The 21,083-nt window shown below is 70.1% G+C and carries 3 protein-coding genes; 2 read left to right on the plus strand and 1 reads right to left on the minus strand.

The window, feature by feature from the left end:
• Window positions 1-132: 132 nt before the first annotated feature.
• The gene (locus E5671_RS47200; protein WP_272902855.1) at window positions 133-264 is read right to left on the minus strand and encodes a hypothetical protein; all 132 of its coding nucleotides are present in this window, start codon (window positions 262-264) and stop codon (window positions 133-135) included.
• Window positions 265-511: 247 nt separating this feature from the next.
• Here E5671_RS47200 and E5671_RS44105 point away from each other — a divergent pair, with 247 nt between their 5' ends.
• Window positions 512-8,338: a non-ribosomal peptide synthetase gene (locus E5671_RS44105; protein WP_160509792.1), complete on the plus strand. Its 7,827-nt coding sequence runs from the start codon at window positions 512-514 to the stop codon at window positions 8,336-8,338.
• A complete protein-coding gene (locus tag E5671_RS44110) occupies window positions 8,335-21,048 on the plus strand; it encodes a non-ribosomal peptide synthetase (protein ID WP_160509793.1) in 12,714 nt (4,237 codons plus the stop codon). Before E5671_RS44105 ends, E5671_RS44110 begins: the two co-directional genes overlap by 4 nt.
• The last annotated feature ends 35 nt before the right edge of the window (window positions 21,049-21,083 follow it).

Genomic DNA, 21,083 nt, shown 5'->3' on the forward strand with positions numbered 1-21,083 from the left:
ACCGCCTCGCGAGCGACGCGCGGGTCCCGACGCCGGTCGCCGCACCGGCAGGGCGCCGCCTGCGGGAAAGGACTCCGTCCGGCGTGTGGCGAGCATCGGTCACGCCCCGCAGCAAGCGCGGGCGGCGGGCCTTCACCAGCCGATCCAGGGGCAGTTGGCCGCCAGGCCGTATCGGCGGGCACCGCGGCCGATGCCGGGCGTGCGCGGGGGTCCCGCCGGGTTGTCCCGCGTGTCCCGCCAGCGGGACACGGCCTGGACATGCACGTGGCATAGCCGATTGATCTCCTTGACCCTCCGGATCTCCCAGGGTTAGGTTTCCCTCTGTCGAGTTTTCCGGGCGGTTACGTCCGGCTCCCATACACATACGGCGATCCACGTCGCTCCGACAGAGCGGAGTTCGCCGTTTCACTTCTGCGCGATCGAAATTGACGACGCGTTTTCCAGGACATTGTGAGTTTTTCATTCCTGCCTCTCCGGCCGTCCGTGCGGGGGAATTCTCGGAGGTGGAGACTTGTCCGTCAGTGCTGGCACCACGCTGCCCCTCACGGCTGCGCAACGCGAAATATGGATCGCCGAGCAGCGGCTGGGGAGAGGGAATCGAGTCTTCCGGGTGGGGGAGTACCTGGAGATCCACGGAGGCGTGGACCCGGAGCTTTTCGTGCAAGCCCTGAGACTCGTCGTCGCCGAGGCGGAGGCGCTGCATGTCTGCTTCGTCGAGGAAGGTGACGAGGTCCGGCAAGCTCTCCAGGAGCCTGCTGGCTGGCCGCTCGCGGTCACCGACCTGAGCGCGGAGCCGGACCCCGAACAGGCCGCCCGCGACTGGATGGAGACCGCGGTCGCCCGGCCCATGAACCTGACCGAGGACCGGCTGTTCGAGTACGCGCTCCTGAAGCTGAGCGCCGACCGCTTCTGGTGGTACCAGGGCTACCACCATGCCGTGATGGACGCCTTCGGGTCCTTGCTGATCACACGCCGGGTCGCCGACGTCTACACCGCACTCGCCCGAGGCGGCCCGGTGGGAGCGAGCCCGTTCGGCACGCTGTCCGACCTGATCGCGACCGAACAGGCATACCAGGCGTCGGAGCAATTCGCTCAGGACAGGGCATACTGGACGGAACGCTTCGCCGACCGCCCGCAGCCGGCCGGAGTCGTCGGCAGGCCGTCGACCACGCCGGAGCGCTATCTCCGGCACACCACCGCATTGGAGCCGGCGGAACACACGGCACTGCGCGACGCGGCCCGCCGGGCCCGCGCCCCCTGGTCGCACCTGGTCATCGCCGCCGCGGCCCTCCACGTCCACCGGACGACCGGCGCGGCCACCGTCGTCCTGGGCCTGCCGGTGACGGCGCGCCTCACCCAGGTGGAGCGCCGCACACCCGGCACGGCCGCCAACGTCCTACCACTCCGGCTCACGCTACGACCGGAGCTGACACTCGGCGAACTCCTCACCCAGATCGGCAAGCGCGTGCGCGAACTGGGCGGCCACCAGCGGTACCGAGCCGAGGACATCCAGCGCGACGTCGCACTGCCCGGCCGCATGGGGACGTGGTACGCACCGGTCGTCAACGTCATGTCCTTCGACTACGCGATCACGTTCGCCGGACTGCCGACCACCGCGCACAACCTCACCTCGGGCCTGGTGGGCGACCTCACCCTCGCCGTGTGGGACCGACGCGATGGCACCGGGCCGGCCGTCGACGTGAACGCCCACCCCGAACTGTGCACGCACGACGAACTGGCCGTTCACCACCGGCGTCTGCGCACGGCCCTGCGAGCCGTCACGGCTACGGATCCCTCCCGGCCGATCGGGCGGATCGATCTGCTCTCTGCGGAGGAGCGTGCGGCTGTGCTGGCGGTGCCTGCGGTTGTTGTGCCGTCGCGGGCGACGTTGCCGGAGTTGTTCGAGGCGCGGGTGGCGGTGGCGCCGGGTGCGGTGGCGGTGGTGTGGGGCGGGTCCACGCTGTCGTACGGGGAGTTGAATGAGCGGGCGAACCGGTTGGCTCATGAGCTGGTGGGTCGTGGTGTGGGTCCGGAGGATGTGGTGGCTCTGGCTCTGCCTCGGGGCGCGGACCTGGTGGTCGCGGTCCTGGCGGTGCTGAAGGCGGGTGCGGCTTATCTCCCGCTTGATCCGGCCTATCCGGCTGCTCGTGTGGCTCATATGGTCACCGATGCCGGGCCGGCGCTTGTGCTGACGACGACCGAGCACCGTGCCTCGGTAGAGGCGGCGAGCGGGACGCCTGTGCTGCTGCTGGACACGCTCGATGTGACGGGTCAGTCCGCGGACAACCCGGTCACCGCACTCGCGCCCGATCATCCCGCGTACGTCATCTACACCTCCGGCTCCACCGGCCGACCCAAAGGCGTCGTCGTCGCCCACCGCAACGTGGTGCGGCTCTTCGATGCCACTCGGAAGTGGTTCGGCTTCGGTCCCGACGACGTGTGGACGCTGTTCCACTCGTACGCCTTCGACTTCTCCGTCTGGGAGCTGTGGGGAGCGCTGCTGCACGGCGGCCGGCTGGTCGTGGTGCCCTACGAGGTCAGCAGGACGCCCGGCGCCTTCCTTGACCTGCTGGCCGATCACGGCGTCACCGTACTCAACCAGACACCGTCGGCCTTCTACCAGTTGGCGCAGGCCGACGCCGACGCCTCACCGCCGGGCCGCGGACTCGCCCTGCGCACCGTGGTGTTCGGCGGCGAGGCACTCCAACCGTCCCGTCTCGCCGACTGGTACCTGCGCCACCCCGACGACACGCCGGCCTTGATCAACATGTACGGCATCACCGAGACCACGGTCCACGTGACGTACCAGCCACTGACCCAGGAGCGAGCAACCGCCGCGGCGGCCAGCGCCATCGGCGTCGGTATCCCCGACCTGCGGACGTATGTGCTCGGTCCGGGGCTGGAGTTGGTGGCGCCCGGGGTGGTGGGGGAGCTGCACGTCGCGGGATCCGGTGTGGCCCGCGGCTATCTGAACAGGCCCGGTATGACGGCCGAGCGGTTCGTGGCGGACCCGTACGCTCCCGAGCCCGGCACGCGGATGTACCGCACCGGTGACCTGGTGCGGTGGAACCAGGACGGCGAGCTGGAGTTCGTCGGTCGCGCCGACCACCAGGTCAAGATCCGCGGCTTCCGCATCGAACCCGGCGAGATCGAGAACGTGCTGACCGACCACCCCGACGTCGCCGAGGCCGCGGTGGTGGTCCGCGAGGAGCAGTCCGGCGATGCCCGCCTCATCGCATACGTGGCGGCATCGGGAGCTCTCCGCGCCGAGAACGTACGGGAGTTCACGCGGGACCGGCTGCCCGACTACATGCTGCCGGCCGCCGTCGTCGTACTGGACAGCCTGCCGCTGACGGCCAACGGCAAGCTGGACAAGGCGGCGCTCCCGGAGCCGGACTTCACCGTGCCAAGGTCGGGGCGGGAGGCGCGCACGCCGCAGGAGCAGATCGTGTGCGATCTGTTCGCGCAGGTGTTGGGGCTGCCGCGGGCTGGCGTCGATGACGACTTCTTCGAACTTGGCGGCCACTCGCTGCTGGCCACCCGTCTGATCGCCCAGATCCGCGCCGCGTTCGGCGTGGAGCTGGAACTGCGCGCGCTGTTCGACGGGCCGACGCCGGCCGCGGTGGCGGCACTCCTCGACACCGCGGGACCCGCTCGGCCGCCCCTGGCGGCGCGGGAGCGCCAGCCTGCCCTTCCCCTCTCGTCCGCCCAGCGGCGGCTGTGGTTCCTGCACAAGATGGAGGGGCCGAGCGCCACCTACAACATCCCCCTCGTCGTACGGCTGAACGGCGAGTTGGACGGTGACGCGCTGCGTGCCGCTCTCGGTGACGTGGTGGCCCGGCACGAGAGCCTGCGGACGGTGTTCCCCGAGACCGACGGCACCTCTTACCAGCACGTCCTCGACAGCGTGAGCGTCGAGTTGCCCACCATCGACATCACCGAGACGGAACTGCCGGACACCCTGAAGTCAGCGGCCAGGCACGCCTTCGACCTGGCAACCGAAATCCCCCTCCGCGCCGAGTTGTTCACGGTGTCCGAACACCGACACGCACTGCTGCTGGTCGTGCATCACATCGCGGGTGATGGGTGGTCGCTGGGCCCGCTGGCCGCCGACCTCACGCGTGCTTACACGGCGCGGGTGGAGGGGCGGGTGCCGGAGTGGTCTGCGTTGCCGGTGCAGTACACGGACTACACGCTGTGGCAGAACGAACTCCTCGGCGACCAGAACGACCCGGACAGCCTGTTCGCCACGCAGATCGGCTACTGGACGGAGGCGTTGGCGGGTCTGCCGGGTCAGCTGACGCTGCCGACGGACCGTCCGCGTCCGGCGGTGATGACCTACCGGGGTGACTACGTCACCGTTGATATCGACGCGGATCTGCATCGGCGGTTGTCGGATGTGGCGCGGGCGTCGGGTGCGAGTCTGTTCATGGTGTTGCAGGCGGGACTCGCGGCTTTGCTGACCCGGTTGGGGGCGGGTGAGGATGTTGCGGTGGGCAGTCCGGTGGCCGGTCGCACTGACCAGGCGCTGGATGAGCTGATCGGGTTCTTCGTCAACACGCTGGTTCTGCGCACGGATACATCCGGTGATCCGAGCTTCGCCGAGCTGATCACGCGGGTGCGGGAGCGGAGTCTGGCCGCCTACGCGCACCAGGACGTCCCCTTCGAGTACCTGGTCGAGCTGCTCAATCCGACCCGCACCCTGTCGCACCACCCGCTCTTCCAGGTCATGCTCGCCCTCCAGAACGCGCCCGAGACCGAGCTCGACCTTCCGGGGCTGCGGGCCAGGGTCGAGTTGGGCAGGACGGGCACGGCGAAGTTCGACCTGTTCTTCAGCCTCGCCGAGCAGCGCGGGGAGCGCGGCGAGCCCCAGGGCATCACCGGTGCCGTCGAGTACTCCAGCGACATCTACGACGCACCCACCGTTCAGGCCCTGTTCGACCGTTGGTTACGGCTGCTGGACGCGGCCGTGACCGATCCCGCCCGTCCGCTGGCCGACATCGACATCCTCACTCCCGACGAACACCGGTGTGCCGTAGTCGACTTCAACGACACGGTGCATGCCGTGCCGGATGCTTCCCTGGGCGAGCTGTTCACACGACAGGTGGCTGAGACGCCTGATGCTCCGGCGGTCACCGATGGCGCCGCCACGCTCACGTACGCACAGCTCGACGCGCGTGCCAACCATCTCGCGCACGATGTGATCGGCAGGGGAGTGCGGCCCGGTGACGCGGTCGGTGTTCTTCTGGAGCGTTCGATCGAGACGGTCACCACGGTCCTCGGCCTGATGAAAGCCGGCGCCGTCTACGTGCCCCTCGACGCCCGCTATCCGGCCGACCGCATCCGCCATGTCCTGGCCGACACCGGCGCGCGCCTACTGATCACCGACCAACGGTCGGTTCCGGAATCAGGTGCCGAGGCCGTGGAGTTGCTCCACATTTCGTCTTCTCGGGCCTTCGCGTCCGACCCCGGTGATCCTGGGGTGGGTGTGCGGTCGGGGGATGCGGCGTACGTGATGTACACCTCGGGTTCGACGGGTGTGCCCAAGGGGATCGTGGTGACGCATCGCAATGTCGCCGCTCTGGCTCTGGACCCGCGTTTTGACCGCCAGGCACATCGACGCGTCCTGCTGCACTCGCCGGCCGCGTTCGACGCCTCCACCTACGAGCTGTGGGTGCCGTTGCTGAGCGGCGGGACTGTCGTCGTGGCCCCGGCGGGAAATCTCGATGCCCCGACCCTGCATCACACCATCATCACTCAGCGTGTCACCGCGTTGTGGCTGACCAGTTCCCTGCTGAACGTGATCACCGAGCACGCTGTGGACGCTCTGTCGGCTGTACGGGAAGTGTGGACAGGCGGCGAGGCCGTTTCCGGGGCCACGGTGCAGCGCCTGCACGAGGCCTGCCCGGCGCTGACGGTGGTGGACGGCTACGGCCCCACGGAGACCACCACGTTCGCCACCCACCACCCCGTCCCGCGCCCCTACACCGGCAGCGCGACGGTGCCGATCGGCCGTCCCATGGCCAACACACGTGTCTACGTCCTCGACGCACACCTGCGGCCGGTGCCGCCGCAGGTGACGGGCGAGCTGTACATCGCCGGGGCCGGCCTCGCCCGCGGCTACCTGAACAAGCCCGGCATGACCGCCGAGCGGTTCGTCGCCGATCCCTACGGTCCCGAGCCCGGTGCTCGTATGTATCGCACCGGTGACCTCGTGCGTGCCAACGCCGACGGCGATCTGGAGTACATGGGCCGCGCCGACCATCAGGTGAAGGTCCGCGGCTTCCGTATCGAACCCGGCGAGATCGAGAACGTCCTGACGGACCATCCGGCGATCGCCCAGGCCGCCGTGGTCGCCCACCACGACCAGCCCGGCAGCACCCGCCTGATCGCCTACGTCGTCCCCGACACCGGCGAAACACCGGCAGACATACGTGAGTTCGTGCGGCAGCGGCTGCCCGAGTACATGGCGCCGTCCACGTACGTCACCCTGGACCGGCTGCCGTTGACGGCCAACGGCAAGCTCGACCGGGCCGCGCTGCCCGAACCCGATCAGAGCGCGCGGGCGGATGTGCCGCGTCGTGAGCCGCGGACCGAGCGCGAGCGACTGCTGGGGACGCTGGTCGCGCAGGCCCTGGGCGTGGACAAGGTCGGGCCCGACGACGACTTCTTCGCGCTTGGCGGGGACAGCATCGTCTCGATCCGGCTGGTCAGCCTCGCTCGCTCGGCGGGTGTCGGACTCGCGGTCCGGGACGTCTTCGAGCAGCGGACCGCGGCCGGGCTGGCCGAGGTCGCCGAGGAACTGGCCGTGTCGGCACCCGACACGGACGACTCCGGCGTGGGAGGGATGGAACCGACCCCGATCATGCGCTGGTTCGACGCGCGGGGCGGCGACATCGACGCGTTCCACCAGGCGATCCTGCTGGAGGTGTCGGCCGAGCTGCGCCAGGACCACCTCGTCGCGGCCGTGCAGGCACTCGTGGACCACCACGACGCGCTGCGGTTGACCCGGACACCGAGCGGTCAGGACAACGGGGCGTGGTCGCTCGAGGTGGGTCCGGCGGGGTCCGTGTCGGCCGCGGATCTGGTGGACCGTGTCGAGACCGCCGGCGCCGCCGTCGACGCGAAGCTGGTCCGCGCACAGGCGGAGGCGGCGTCCGCCCGCCTGTCGGCCGAGCGTGGTCTGCTGGTTCAGGTGGTCTGGTTCGACGCCGGCCCGGCCGAACGGGGCAGGCTGCTGATCGTCGTCAACCATCTCGTCGTCGACGGGGTGTCCTGGCGGATCCTGCTTCCCGATCTCATCGCCGCCTGCGAGGCCGTCAGGGGCGGTCGTCCCCCACGGCTGGACCCGGTGGGCACCTCCCTGCGCCGCTGGGCGAGTCTCCTCAAGGTCGAGGCCCGGCAGCCGGCCCGCACCGCCGAGGCGGCGCTGTGGACCGAACTGCTCACCGTGGCTGACCCACCGCTGACCACTGGCTGGCTCGATGCCACGCGGGACACCGTGGGCCGGGCCCGTGAGCTCACGCTCTCCCTGCCACCCGAGGTCACCACCCTGCTCCTGACGACGGTGCCCACGGCCTTCCACGCGAAGGTCGACGACGTCCTGCTCACCGCGCTCGCCCTGGCGGTCGCCCACTGGCGCCGGACCCACGCACGCGGGCGACACACGGCTCTCCTCGTGGACGTGGAGGGACACGGGCGCGAGGAGATCGTCGAGGGCGCGGACCTCTCGCGCACCGTGGGGTGGTTCACCTCTCTGTATCCCGTCCGCGTCGACCCCGGCCTCCTGGCGTGGGACGAGGTCGTCGACGGCGGGCCGTCGCTCGGACAGGCCCTGAAACGGGTCAAGGAACAGGTCCGCTCCCTGCCTGACCGGGGCATCGGCTACGGCCTGCTGCGGCACCTCAATCCCGAGACCGGGCCGGAGCTGGCCGGGCTCGCCGTACCGCAACTCGGATTCAACTACCTCGGCCGTTTCCCCTCGGCGGGCGCCCCGGTGGTCCCCGGCCGCCCGGAATGGACCGTGGCCGCCGAGACGGGCCTGCTGAGCAGCGCCGACCCGGCGACCGCGCTGGCGCACGGGCTCGAGGTGAACAGCATGGTCCGCGACGCCCCGGACGGGCCGGAACTGGAGGCCGTCTGGACCTGGGCGCCGGATCTCTGGCCCGAACGGGACGTCCGAGCCCTGGCCGACCACTGGTTCCGAGCGATCCGCGGACTGGTCCGGCACGGCGAGCGCTCCGGCACCGGCGGCCACAGCCCTTCGGACTTTCCCCTGACCGAACTCAGCCAGTACGACATCGAGCAGCTCGAAGCAGCGTGGAGGGTGCAGAAATGACGTCGTCGGGCCTTGAAGACATCCTCCCCCTCTCCCCGATGCAGGAGGGGCTGCTGTTCCACTCCCGCTACGAGCAGGTCGGCGCGGACGTCTACGCGGTGCAGCACGTCTTCGCCATCGAGGGCGCTCTCGACGCGGCGCGGCTGCGGGCCGCCGTGCTCGCGCTCGTCCAACGGCACCCGAACCTGCGCGCCGGTTTCCGCCAGGTGGACTCCGGCCGGACCGTACAGCTGATACCACGTCAGGTCGATGTTCCCTGGGATGAGTTCGACCTGTCGCCCCTTCCCGATGCCGACGCGGAGGCGGAGCTGGCCCGGCTCGCCGCCAAGGAGCACGCCCGCCGGTTCGACCTGGCCGAGCCGCCCCTGCTGCGCTTCTCCCTGGTGCGCCTGGCCGCCGAACGCCACCGCCTCATCATGACCACCCACCACATCCTGCTCGACGGCTGGTCGACGCCACTGCTCGTGCGCGAGCTGACCACGCTGTACGGCAGCCAGGGCGACGCCACCGTGCTGCCCCGAGTGGCCCCCTACCGGCAGTACCTGGAATGGCTCACACAGCAGGACCAGCCGGCGGCGGAGGCCGCCTGGCGGGAGGCGCTCGGCGGACTCGAACAGCCGACGCTGCTCACCCCGGTGGATCCGGGCCGCCCCGGACTGATGCCGGAGCGGATCACGGTGGAGCTGGACGAGGACCGCACGGCAGCGCTGGCCGACTGGGCGCGCCGGCACGGCGTGACCCTGAACACCGTGCTCCAGGCCGCCTGGGGGCTTGTGCTGAGCCGGCGCACCGGCCACGACGACGTCGTGTTCGGGGCCGTTGTGGCCGGGCGCGACCCTCAACTGCTGGGGGTCGAGAGCATGGTGGGTCTGCTCATCAACATGGTGCCGGTGCGGGTGTCCCTGGACCCGGCGCAGTCACTGCTGACCGCCGTTCAACAGGTGCAGGGCGCGCAGTCGCGGCTCACCGGGCACCACCACCTCGGGCTCGCCCGCATCCAGCAACTGGCCGGGCTGGGCGACCTCTTCGATACCTCCCTGGTCTTCGAGAACTACCCGTGGGACGAACCCGGCGAGTGGCCGGAGACCGGGCTGCGGATCACCCCTGACCTGGGCCGTGGGCGGGACGCGACGCACTATCCACTGACTCTGATCGCCGCTCCTGGTCGCCGTCTGTACCTCCGCCTGGACTACCGCGACGACCTGTTCGACGGAGCGACGGCCACCCGGTTCGTCGACCGGCTGATCCGGGTGCTCGACCTCGTCGTCACGGATCCCTCCCGGCCGATCGGGCGGATCGATCTGCTCTCTGCGGAGGAGCGTGCGGCTGTGCTGGCGGTGCCTGCGGTTGTTGTGCCGTCGCGGGCGACGTTGCCGGAGTTGTTCGAGGCGCGGGTGGCGGTGGCGCCGGGTGCGGTGGCGGTGGTGTGGGACGGGTCCACGCTGTCGTACGGGGAGTTGAATGAGCGGGCGAACCGGTTGGCTCATGAGCTGGTGGGTCGTGGTGTGGGTCCGGAGGACGTGGTGGCTCTGGCTCTGCCTCGGGGCGCGGACCTGGTGGTCGCCGTGTTGGCGGTGCTGAAGGCGGGTGCGGCTTATCTCCCTCTTGATCCGGCCTATCCGGCTGCTCGTGTGGCTCATATGGTCACCGATGCCGGGCCGGCGCTTGTGCTGACGACGACCGAGCACCGTGCCTCGGTAGAGGCGGCGAGCGGGACGCCTGTGCTGCTGCTGGACACGCTCGATGTGACGGGTCAGTCCGCGGACAACCCGGTCACCGCACTCGCGCCCGATCATCCCGCGTACGTCATCTACACCTCCGGCTCCACCGGCCGACCCAAAGGCGTCGTCATGCCCGTGGGTGCGCTGGTGAACCTGCTGGAGTGGCACAACGAGGCGGTCGGCGGCGAACCCGGCACAAGGACCGCGCAGTTCACGGCCATCAGCTTCGACGTCTCCGCGCAGGAGATGCTGTCGGCCCTGATGTACGGCAAGACCCTGGTGATCCCGGACGAGGACGTCCGGCGGGACGCGGCGCGGTTCGTCGAGTGGCTGGACGAGCACGGAGTGGAGGAACTGTTCGCGCCCAACCTCGTGCTGGAGGCCGTCGCCGAGGCCGCCGTCGAGCAGGGACGCGCGCTGCCCCGGCTGCGGACCATCGCGCAGGCCGGTGAGGCCCTGACGTTGAGCCGCGTCGTCCGCGAGTTCCACACTTCGGCACCAGAGCGCGTGCTGCACAACCACTACGGCCCCACCGAGACCCACGTGGTCACGGCCCACACCCTGAGCGACGGCCCCGGCAGCTGGCCGCTCACTGCGCCGATCGGCCGGCCGATCGCCAACACCCGGGCCTACGTCCTGGGTTCGGGGCTGGAGTTGGTGGCGCCCGGTGTGGTGGGGGAGCTGTACATCGCGGGATCCGGTGTGGCCCGCGGCTATCTGAACAAGCCCGGCTTGACGGCCGAGCGGTTCGTGGCGGATCCGTACGCGTCTGAGCCGGGCACGCGGATGTACCGCACCGGTGACCTGGTGCGGTGGAACCAGGACGGCGAGCTGGAGTTCGTCGGCCGCGTCGACCACCAGGTCAAGATCCGCGGCTTCCGCATCGAACCCGGCGAGATCGAGAACGTCCTCACCGAGCACCCCCACATCACCCAGGCCGCCGTAGTCGCCCGCGAGGACCAGCTCAGCAGGACCCGGCTGGTGGCCTATGTGGTGGCTCGGGAGGCCCTGCGCCCCGAGGAGACCAGGGAGTTTGCGCGCGAGCGGCTGCCCGAACACATGGTGCCCTCGGCCGTCGCAATCCTGGACAGCCTGCCGCTGACGGCCAACGGCAAGCTGGACAAGGCGGCGCTCCCGGAGCCGGACTTCACCGTGCCAAGGTCGGGGCGGGAGGCGCGCACGCCGCAGGAGCAGATCGTGTGCGATCTGTTCGCGCAGGTTCTGGGACTGCCGCGTGCCGGCGTCGACGACGACTTCTTCGAACTCGGCGGCCACTCGCTGCTGGCCACCCGTCTGATCGCCCGCATCCGGGCCGCCTTCAGCGTCGAGATCGGCCTGCGCACGCTCTTCGAGGCACGGACCGCGGGCGCGGTCGCGGCCCGGCTCGACACCGCTGGTCCTGCACGGCTCGCCCTGACCAAGCAGCAACTGCCCGACGCGGTGCCGCTGTCGTTCGCCCAGCGGCGGCTGTGGTTCCTGCACAAGATGGAGGGGCCGAGCGCCACCTACAACATCCCACTGACTCTGAGGCTGAGTGGTGAGTTGGACGGTGACGCGCTGCGTGCCGCTCTCGGTGACGTGGTGGCCCGGCACGAGAGCCTGCGGACGGTGTTCCCCGAGGCCGACGGCACCTCTTACCAGCATGTCCTCGACAGCGTGAGCGTCGAGTTGCCCGCCACCGACATCACTGAGACGGAGCTGCCGGACGCCCTGAAGTCGGCGGCCCGGCACGCCTTCGACCTGGCGACCGAAATCCCCCTGCGTGCCGAGCTGTTCTGCCTCGCCCCCGACCGCCACGTCCTCGTCCTGGTCCTGCATCACATCGCGGGTGACGGGTGGTCGCTGGGCCCGCTGGCCGCCGACCTCACGCGTGCTTACACGGCGCGGGTGGAGGGGCGGGTGCCGGAGTGGTCTGCGTTGCCGGTGCAGTACGCGGATTACACGCTGTGGCAGAACGAACTCCTCGGCGACCAGAACGACCCGGACAGCCTGTTCGCCACGCAGATCGGCTACTGGACCGAGGCGTTGGCGGGCCTGCCGGATCAGCTGACGCTGCCGACGGACCGTCCGCGCCCGGCGGTGATGACGTATCGCGGCGATTACGTCACGGTCGATATCGACGCGGATCTCCACCGGCGGTTGTCGGATGTCGCGCGGGCGTCGGGTGCGAGTCTGTTCATGGTGTTGCAGGCGGGACTCGCGGGTCTGCTGACTCGACTGGGAGCGGGCGAGGATGTTCCGGTGGGCAGTCCGGTGGCCGGCCGCACTGACCAGGCGCTGGATGAGCTGATCGGCTTCTTCGTCAACACGCTGGTTCTGCGCACGGACACATCCGGTGATCCGAGCTTCGCCGAGCTGATCACGCGGGTGCGGGAGCGGAGTCTGGCCGCCTACGCGCACCAGGACGTCCCCTTCGAGTACCTGGTCGAGTTGCTCAATCCGGCCCGGACCCTGTCGCACCACCCGCTCTTCCAGGTCATGCTCGCCCTCCAGAACGCGCCCGAGGCGAGCTTCCGGCTCCCCGGCCTGACGATCGACGTCGCTCCCGGACGGACCGGGACGGCGAAGTTCGACTTGTTCTTCAGCCTCGCCGAGCAGCGCGGTGCCCACGGTGAGCCGCAGGGCATCAGCGGTGCGATCGAGTACTCCAGTGACATCTACGACGCGTCCACCGTCCAGGCCTTGTTCGAGCGGTGGTTGCATTTCCTCAACATCGCCACCACCCACCCCGACCAGCCCCTCAACCACATCGACATCCTCACCCCCGACGAACACGGGAAGCTGCTCGGCACCTGGCTGGAGACCGAGACCGAGATCGGCGAGAAGCTGCTGCCGGTCTGCTTCGCCGAGCAGGCCGCCGCCACCCCGGACGCCGTGGCCCTCATCGCCGGGGACACCGCCCTGACGTACGCGGAGCTGGACCGCCGCGCCAACCGCCTCGCGCACGTCCTGCTGCGCCGGGGCGCGGGTCCGGACCGGGTGGTCGCGCTGGCTCTGCCGCGTTCGGCCGAGCTGGTGGTCGCCCTGCTGGCCGTGCTCAAGAGCGGCGCCGCGTACCTGCCGCTGGACCCGGACCACCCGGCCGGCCGCCTCGCCTACGTACTCGAGGACGCACAACCCGCGCTGCTGCTCACCACGCTGTCGACGGACTCCCGTATGCCGAGAGGTGGTTCGGCGGAACGACTGGTGCTGGACTCCCCGGACGTACACGCACTGCTGGCCGTCTGCCCCGACACCGACCCGGCCGAGACCGGCCACGCACGGCCGCCGGCCCCCGAGGCCGCCGCGTACGTGATCTACACGTCCGGCTCGACCGGTCGTCCCAAGGGCGTGGTCGTACCGCACGCGCCGCTGCTCAACTTCCTGGAAGCAATGCGGCGCAAGGTCCCGCTCCGGACGGGGGAACGGCTGCTCGCGGTCACCACGGTGGCGTTCGACATCGCCGCGCTGGAGCTGTACCACCCGCTCCTGTCGGGCGCCACGGTCGTCCTCGCCCCCAAGGAGGCCGTCCCTCAACCGTCCGCCGTGCTCGACCTGATCGCCCGGCACGGCGTCACGGTCGTACAGGGCACCCCCTCGCTGTGGCAGCTCTTGGTGGCGCACGAGCCGGAGGCGCTGCGGGGCCTGCGCATCGTGGTCGGCGGTGAGGCGCTGCCCACCCCTCTCGCCGAGTCGATGCGCACGCTCACCGACGACCTGACCAACCTGTACGGCCCCACCGAGACCACCATCTGGTCGACCGCCGCAGACCTGGCCGGCGGCGCGGGCGCACCGCCGATCGGCCGGCCGATCGCCAACACTCGGACCTATGTGCTGGGTTCGGGGCTGGAGTTGGTGGCGCCTGGTGTGGTGGGCGAGCTGTACATCGCGGGATCCGGTGTGGCCCGCGGCTATCTGAACAAGCCCGGCTTGACGGCCGAGCGGTTCGTGGCGGACCCGTACGCTCCCGAGCCCGGTGCTCGTATGTACCGCACCGGTGACCTGGTGCGGTGGAACCAGGACGGCGAGCTGGAGTTCGTCGGCCGCGCCGACCACCAGATCAAGATCCGCGGTTTCCGCATCGAACTCGGCGAGATCGAGGAGGTCCTCACCGACCACACGGACATCGCGCAGGCAGCCGTCGTCGTCCGCGAGGACCAGCCGGGTGACACCCGACTCGTCGCCTACGTCGTCGCCGACACCTCGGCGCGCGACCACGACGAGGCTGTGGAACAGGACCAGCTCAGCGAGTGGCAGAACCTGTACGACGTCGTGTACACCGCTGCGGAGCAGACGGCCTTCGGCGAGAACTTCGCCAGCTGGAACAGCAGTTACGACGGCGAGCCGATCCCGCTGCCCGAGATGCGGGAATGGCGTGACACGACCGTCGACCGCATCCGGTCCCTGCGGCCGCGCCGCGTCCTGGAGATCGGTGTCGGCACCGGCCTGCTCCTGGCCCGGCTGGCGCCCGAGTGCGAGGAGTACTGGGGCACCGACTTCTCCCACACCGTCATCGACGAGCTTCGGCGGCACGTCGACGCCGATCCCGTCCTGGCCACCCGGGTCCACCTCCGCCCCCAGCCCGCTCACGACTTCGGCGACCTTCCACAGGGCCACTTCGACACGATCGTGCTCAACTCCGTGGCCCAGTACTTCCCGAACGCCGGCTACCTGGAACAGGTCGTCCACCACGCGCTCCGTGCCCTCGCCCCAGGTGGCGCCCTGTTCCTCGGTGATCTGCGCAATCCGCGGTTGCTGCGGACCTTCGCCTCCGGTGTGCAGGCGGCGCGTGCCGAGGACCCGAGCGACACGGCCGCGATCCGCCGTGCCGTTGAGCAGAGCCTGGTGCAGGAGAAGGAACTCCTCGTCGACCCCGAGTACTTCAGCGCCCTCGCCCACCACGTCCCCGACCTGGCGGGCACCGACATCCAGCTCAAGCGCGGTACCGCCCACAACGAACTCACCCGCTACCGCTACGACGCCACCCTCTACAAGACCGGCACCACCACCCGGCCCCTCAACGACGCCCCCACCCGACCCTGGCTCGCTCACGCCGACGCCCAAGCCAACCTCGCTGATCTGAGGCAGCAGTTGGCTAGCGAACGGCCCGCGGAACTTCGCCTGACCGGCGTCCCGAACCCCCGCCTCGTCCACGAACTCGCCGTGCGGCAGGCCCTCGAAGACGGTGCACCCCTGCCCGACCGCCCCACCGCTTCACCAACCGGCCTCGAGGCCTTCCACACCCTGGGCGACGAGCACGGCTACTGGACCGGCGTCACCTGGAACACCCAGGACGCCGACGCTGTGGACATCGTCTTCGTCGACCGGAGCCGGCTGTCCGGCCGCGCCCCCGTCGGCACCTACGCCGCGCTCCCCACCAGCGCCTCCACCGCGCCCCTGTCCACGTGGGCGACCGACCCCGCCGCCCGCCGCGGCACCGGTGCCCTGGTCACCAAGCTCCGTGAGCACACCCGTGACCACCTGCCCGACTACATGGTCCCGTCGGCCATCGTTCCCCTCGACCGGCTCCCCTTGACCGCCAACGGCAAGCTGGACCGGGCGGCCCTGCCCGCGCCCGAGTTCGCGTCGGCCGGATCGGGGCGGGAGGCACGCACGCCGCAGGAGCAGATCGTGTGCGATCTGTTCGCGCAGGTGTTGGGGCTGCCGAGGGCCGGAGTCGATGACGACTTCTTCGACCTGGGCGGACACTCGCTGCTGGCCACCCGTCTGATCGCCCAGATCCGTGCCGCGTTCGGCGTGGAGCTGGAGCTGCGTGCGCTGTTCGAGGGCCCGACGCCGGCCGCAGTGGCGGTACTCCTCGACACCGCCGCCCCCGGACGCCTGGCCCTCACCGTCCGCCGGCGACCCGAGGTCATGCCGCTGTCCTTCGCCCAGCGCAGGCTGTGGTTCATCCACAAGATGGAGGGGCCGAGCGCCACCTACAACATCCCACTGGCCCTGAGGCTGAGTGGTGAGTTGGACCGTGACGCGCTGCGTGCCGCTCTCGGTGACGTGGTGGCCCGGCACGAGAGTCTGCGGACGGTGTTCCCCGAGGCCGAGGGGGTCCCCTGCCAGCAGGTGCTGTCACCCGAGGCGGCCGTCCCGCACCTCGCCGTCCATCTCACGACCGAGGCCGAGCTGCCGGACGCACTGAGGTCAGCCGCCCGCTACGCCTTCGACCTGGCGACCGACACCCCGCTGCGCGCCGACCTCTTCGAACTCTCGGCGCAGGAGTACGTACTGCTGTTGGTCGTGCATCACATCGCGGGTGATGGGTGGTCGCTGGGCCCGCTGGCCGCTGACCTCACGCGTGCCTATACGGCGCGGGTGGAGGGGCGGGTGCCGGAGTGGTCTGCGTTGCCGGTGCAGTACGCGGACTACACGCTGTGGCAGAACGAGCTGCTGGGTGACCAGGATGACCCGGAGAGCTTGTTTGCTACGCAGATTGGCTACTGGACGGAGGCGTTGGCGGGTCTGCCGGGTCAGCTGACGCTGCCGGCGGACCGTCCGCGTCCGGCGGTGATGACCTACCGGGGTGACTATGTCACCGTTGATATCGACGCGGATCTGCATCGGCGGTTGTCGGATGTGGCGCGGGCGTCGGGTGCGAGTTTGTTCATGGTGTTGCAGGCGGGACTCGCGGCTTTGCTGACCCGGTTGGGGGCGGGCGAGGATGTTGCGGTGGGCAGTCCGGTGGCCGGCCGCACCGACCAGGCGCTGGATGAGCTGATCGGGTTCTTCGTCAACACGCTGGTTCTGCGCACGGACACATCCGGTGATCCGAGCTTCGCCGAGCTGATCACTCGAGTGCGGGAGCGGAGTCTGGCCGCCTACGCGCACCAGGACGTCCCCTTCGAGTACCTGGTCGAGCTGCTCAATCCGACCCGCACCTTGTCGCATCATCCGCTCTTCCAGGTCATGCTGGCACTCCAGAACGCGCCCGAGGCGAGTTTCCGGCTTCCCGGTCTGACGATCGACGTCGCTCCGGGGCGTACGGGTACGGCGAAGTTCGACCTGTTCTTCAGCCTCGCCGAGCAGCGCGGCGCCCACGGTGAACCCCAGGGCATCAGCGGTGCGATCGAGTACTCCAGTGACATCTACGACGCGCCCACCGTCCAGGCCTTGTTCGAGCGTTGGCTGCACTTCCTCGACATCGCCACCACCCACCCCGACCAGCCCCTCAACCACATCGACATCCTCACCCCCGACGAACACCGGTGTGCCGTAGTCGACTTCAACGACACGGCGCATGCCGTGCCGGATGCTTCCCTGGGCGAGCTGTTCACACGACAGGTGGCTGAGACGCCTGATGCTCCCGCGGTCACCGACGGCGCCGCCACGCTCACGTACGCACAGCTCGACGCGCGTGCCAACTATCTCGCGCACGATGTGATCGGCAGGGGAGTGCGGCCCGGTGACGCGGTCGGTGTTCTTCTGGAGCGTTCGATCGAGACGGTCACCACGGTCCTCGGCCTGATGAAAGCCGGCGCCGTGTACGTGCCCCTCGACGCCCGCTATCCGGCCGACCGCATCCGCCATGTCCTGGCCGACACCGGCGCCACGCTGGTGGTGACGGACGACGCGTCTCAACCGCAACTCCCGGCGGCAGACGTGTTCGTCATCGACTCCACACCTGGGGGAGAGGAGCAGCGCGAAGCGCCTGGGGTGGGTGTGCGGTCGGGGGATGCGGCGTATGTGATGTACACCTCGGGTTCGACGGGTGCGCCCAAGGGGATCGTGGTGACGCATCGCAATGTCGCCGCTCTGGCTCTGGACCCGCGTTTTGACCGCCAGACACATCGACGCGTCCTGCTGCACTCGCCGACCGCGTTCGACGCCTCCACCTACGAGCTGTGGGTGCCGTTGCTGAGCGGCGGGACTGTCGTCGTGGCCCCGGCTGGGGACCTGGACGTCCCCGCCCTGCACCACACCATTACCACTCAGGGTGTCACCGCGTTGTGGCTGACCAGTTCCCTGCTGAACGTGATCACCGACCACGCTGCGGACGCTCTGTCGGCTGTACGGGAAGTGTGGAGCGGCGGCGAGGCCGTCTCCGGCGCCACCGTGCACCGCCTGCACGAGGCCTGCCCGGCGCTGACGGTCGTGGACGGCTACGGCCCCACGGAGACGACCACGTTCGCCACCCACCACCCCGTCCCGCGCCCCTACAGCGGCAGCGCGACGGTGCCGATCGGCTGTCCGATGGCCAACACCCGTGTCTATGTTCTTGATGCGCATCTGCGGCCTGTGCCGCCGCAGGTGACGGGCGAGCTGTACATCGCCGGGGCCGGTTTGGCCCGCGGCTACCTGAACAAGCCCGGCATGACCGCCGAGCGGTTCGTCGCCGATCCCTACGGTCCCGAGCCCGGTGGCCGGATGTACCGCACCGGTGACCTCGTGCGTGCCAACGCCGACGGCGATCTGGAGTACATGGGCCGCGCCGACCACCAGGTCAAGGTCCGCGGCTTCCGTATCGAACCCGGCGAGATCGAGAACGTCCTGACGGACCATCCGGCGATCGCCCAGGCCGCCGTGGTCGCCCACCACGACCAGCCCGGCAGCACCCGCCTGATCGCCTACCTCGTCCCCGACACCGGCGGACCGACGGGGGACGAGGAGGAGCGGGACCAGATCGGCGAGTGGCGGGATCTCTACGACTCGCTGTACTCGGCGCCCGGTTCGACGCTGGGCGAGGACTTCTCCGGCTGGAACAGCAGTTACGACGGCGAGCCGATCCCGCTGCCCGAGATGCGGGAGTGGCGTGCGGCCACGCTCGAGCGGATCAGGGCGCTCAAGCCCGGCCGTGTCCTGGAGATCGGTGTCGGCACCGGTCTGCTGCTGTCCGGACTGGCGCCCGAGTGCGAGGAGTACTGGGGCACGGACTTCTCCCCGGTCGTCGTGGAGGAGCTGCGGCGCCATGTCGACAGTGACCCCGAGCTGACTCGGCGGGTGAGGCTCCGGGTGCAGGCCGCCCACGAGCACGGCGACCTTCCGCAGGGGCACTTCGACACGATCGTGCTCAACTCCGTGGCCCAGTACTTCCCGAACGGCGGATATCTCACGCAGGTCGTCGAACAGGCCTTCCATCTGCTCGCGCCCGGTGGCGCCCTGTTTCTCGGTGACTTGCGCAATCCGCGGTTGCTGCGGACCTTCGCCTCCGGTGTGCAGGCGGCGCGTGCCGAGGACCCGAGCGACACGGCCGCGATCCGCCGTGCCGTTGAGCAGAGCCTGGTACAGGAGAAGGAACTCCTCGTCGACCCCGAGTACTTCAGCGCCCTCGCCCACCACGTCCCCGACCTGGCGGGCACCGACATCCAGCTCAAGCGCGGTACCGCCCACAACGAACTCACCCGCTACCGCTACGACGCCACCCTCTACAAGACCGGCATCACCACCCGGCCCCTCAACGACGCCCCCACCCGACCCTGGACCCGTGACCTGGGTGCCCTCGCCGATCATCTGGGCAGCGCGCGGCCCGACCGGCTGCGCGTCACCGGGGTGCCCCACGCGCGCATCGCGGCCGACTTCGCCGCGCAGCGCGTGCTCGAGTCCGGGACGGCACCGGACGTCCGGGACACGGCCGGGGTCGATCCGGAGGACTTGCACCGTCTGGGCGAGAAGTACGGCTACTGGACGGCGGTCAGCTGGAACGGGCACGACCCGGCCGCCCTCGATCTCACGTACGTCAAGCGCGAACTGCTTGGCGAGGGGGTGCCCGTCGGTGCCTACGCGCCCACGGGTGCGGCCGGCCCCGGCACGTCGCTCTCCTCCTGGACCACCAGCCCGGCCACCGGTCGGAGCACCGGCGCCCTGCTCATGGCCGTCCGGGAGCACCTGCGCGGTCGGCTGCCCGAGTACATGCGCCCCGCCGCCATCATTCCGCTCGACCGGCTGCCGCTCACCTCCAACGGCAAGCTCGACCGTGCCGCGCTGCCGGCGCTCGAACCGGAGCGTGCCGACTTCGGGCGGGCGCCGGCCACCCCGCAGGAGCAGGTGGTGTGCGAGCTGTTCGCGGAGGTCCTGGGCCGACCGGTGGTCGGTGTGAGCGAGGACTTCTTCGACCTGGGCGGGCACTCCCTGCTGGCCACCCGGCTGATGGCCAGGCTGCGCGCGGCCTTCGGTGTCGAGCTGGGCGTGCGGAGCCTGTTCGAGGCGCCGACACCGGCGGGCATCGCGGCCCGGCTCGACGTCGACGACGCGGACGGCTCGTACGAGGTGATGCTGCCGCTGCGTACCGGGGGCAGCAGGCCGCCGCTGTTCTGTGTCCATCCGGGCGGGGGCATCAGCTGGTCGTACAGCGCGCTCATCAAGCACCTGGAGCCGCAGTACCCGCTGTACGGCATCCAGGCGCGCAGTCTGGCCCGGCCGGAACCGCGGCCGGCCAGCATCGAGGAGATGGCGGTGGACTACGCCGACCAGATCCAGCGGGTGCAGCCGCACGGGCCGTATCACCTGGCCGGCTGGTCGTTCGGCGGGCTGTGCGCGCACGCGCTGGCCGCGGAGTTCCAGCGGCGCGGCGAGCCGGTGGCGCTGGTCGCGGTGCTCGACGTGATCCCCGACTGGCAGGGCCTCACCCACGCCGACGTGCCCGCCCCGGACGACCGGGTGACGCTGCTCTACCACGTGGGTCTCGTCGACGGCGGCAGCCACCACGACGACGGGGAGATGACCTTCGCCAAGGCGCGGAAGATCCTGCGCCGCCAGGGCAGTGTGCTGGCCAACCTGGAAGAGGACCGGCTCACGACGATCACCGAGATCTCGGCGAACAACACCCATCTGACGATCGACTACCGGCCCGGCCCGATCGACGGGGACCTGCTGCTGATCGCCTGCTCGGAGGAGCAGGACCCGCCGGTGACCGCCGAGGCCTGGCAGACGTACGTGCGCGGCTCCGTCGAGGCCCATGTGGTGCCCGGCGACCACGGGTCGATGCTGACCCGCCCGGACACGCTGGCCGAGATCGGCCGCATCCTCTCGGCAAAGCTCCACGACCTCACCGGCGACGAGTGACTTGCGCGGGCCGCCGACCAGGAACCCGCCGTCCG

The sequence above is a fragment of the Streptomyces sp. BA2 genome, assembly GCF_009769735.1.
Taxonomy (GTDB): Bacteria; Actinomycetota; Actinomycetes; order Streptomycetales; family Streptomycetaceae; genus Streptomyces.

Coding starts and splice junctions, on each gene's coding strand:
- E5671_RS44110 (WP_160509793.1), top strand. CDS start 8,335: ATGACGTCGTCGGGCCTTGAAGACATCCTCCCCCTCTCCCCGATGCAG.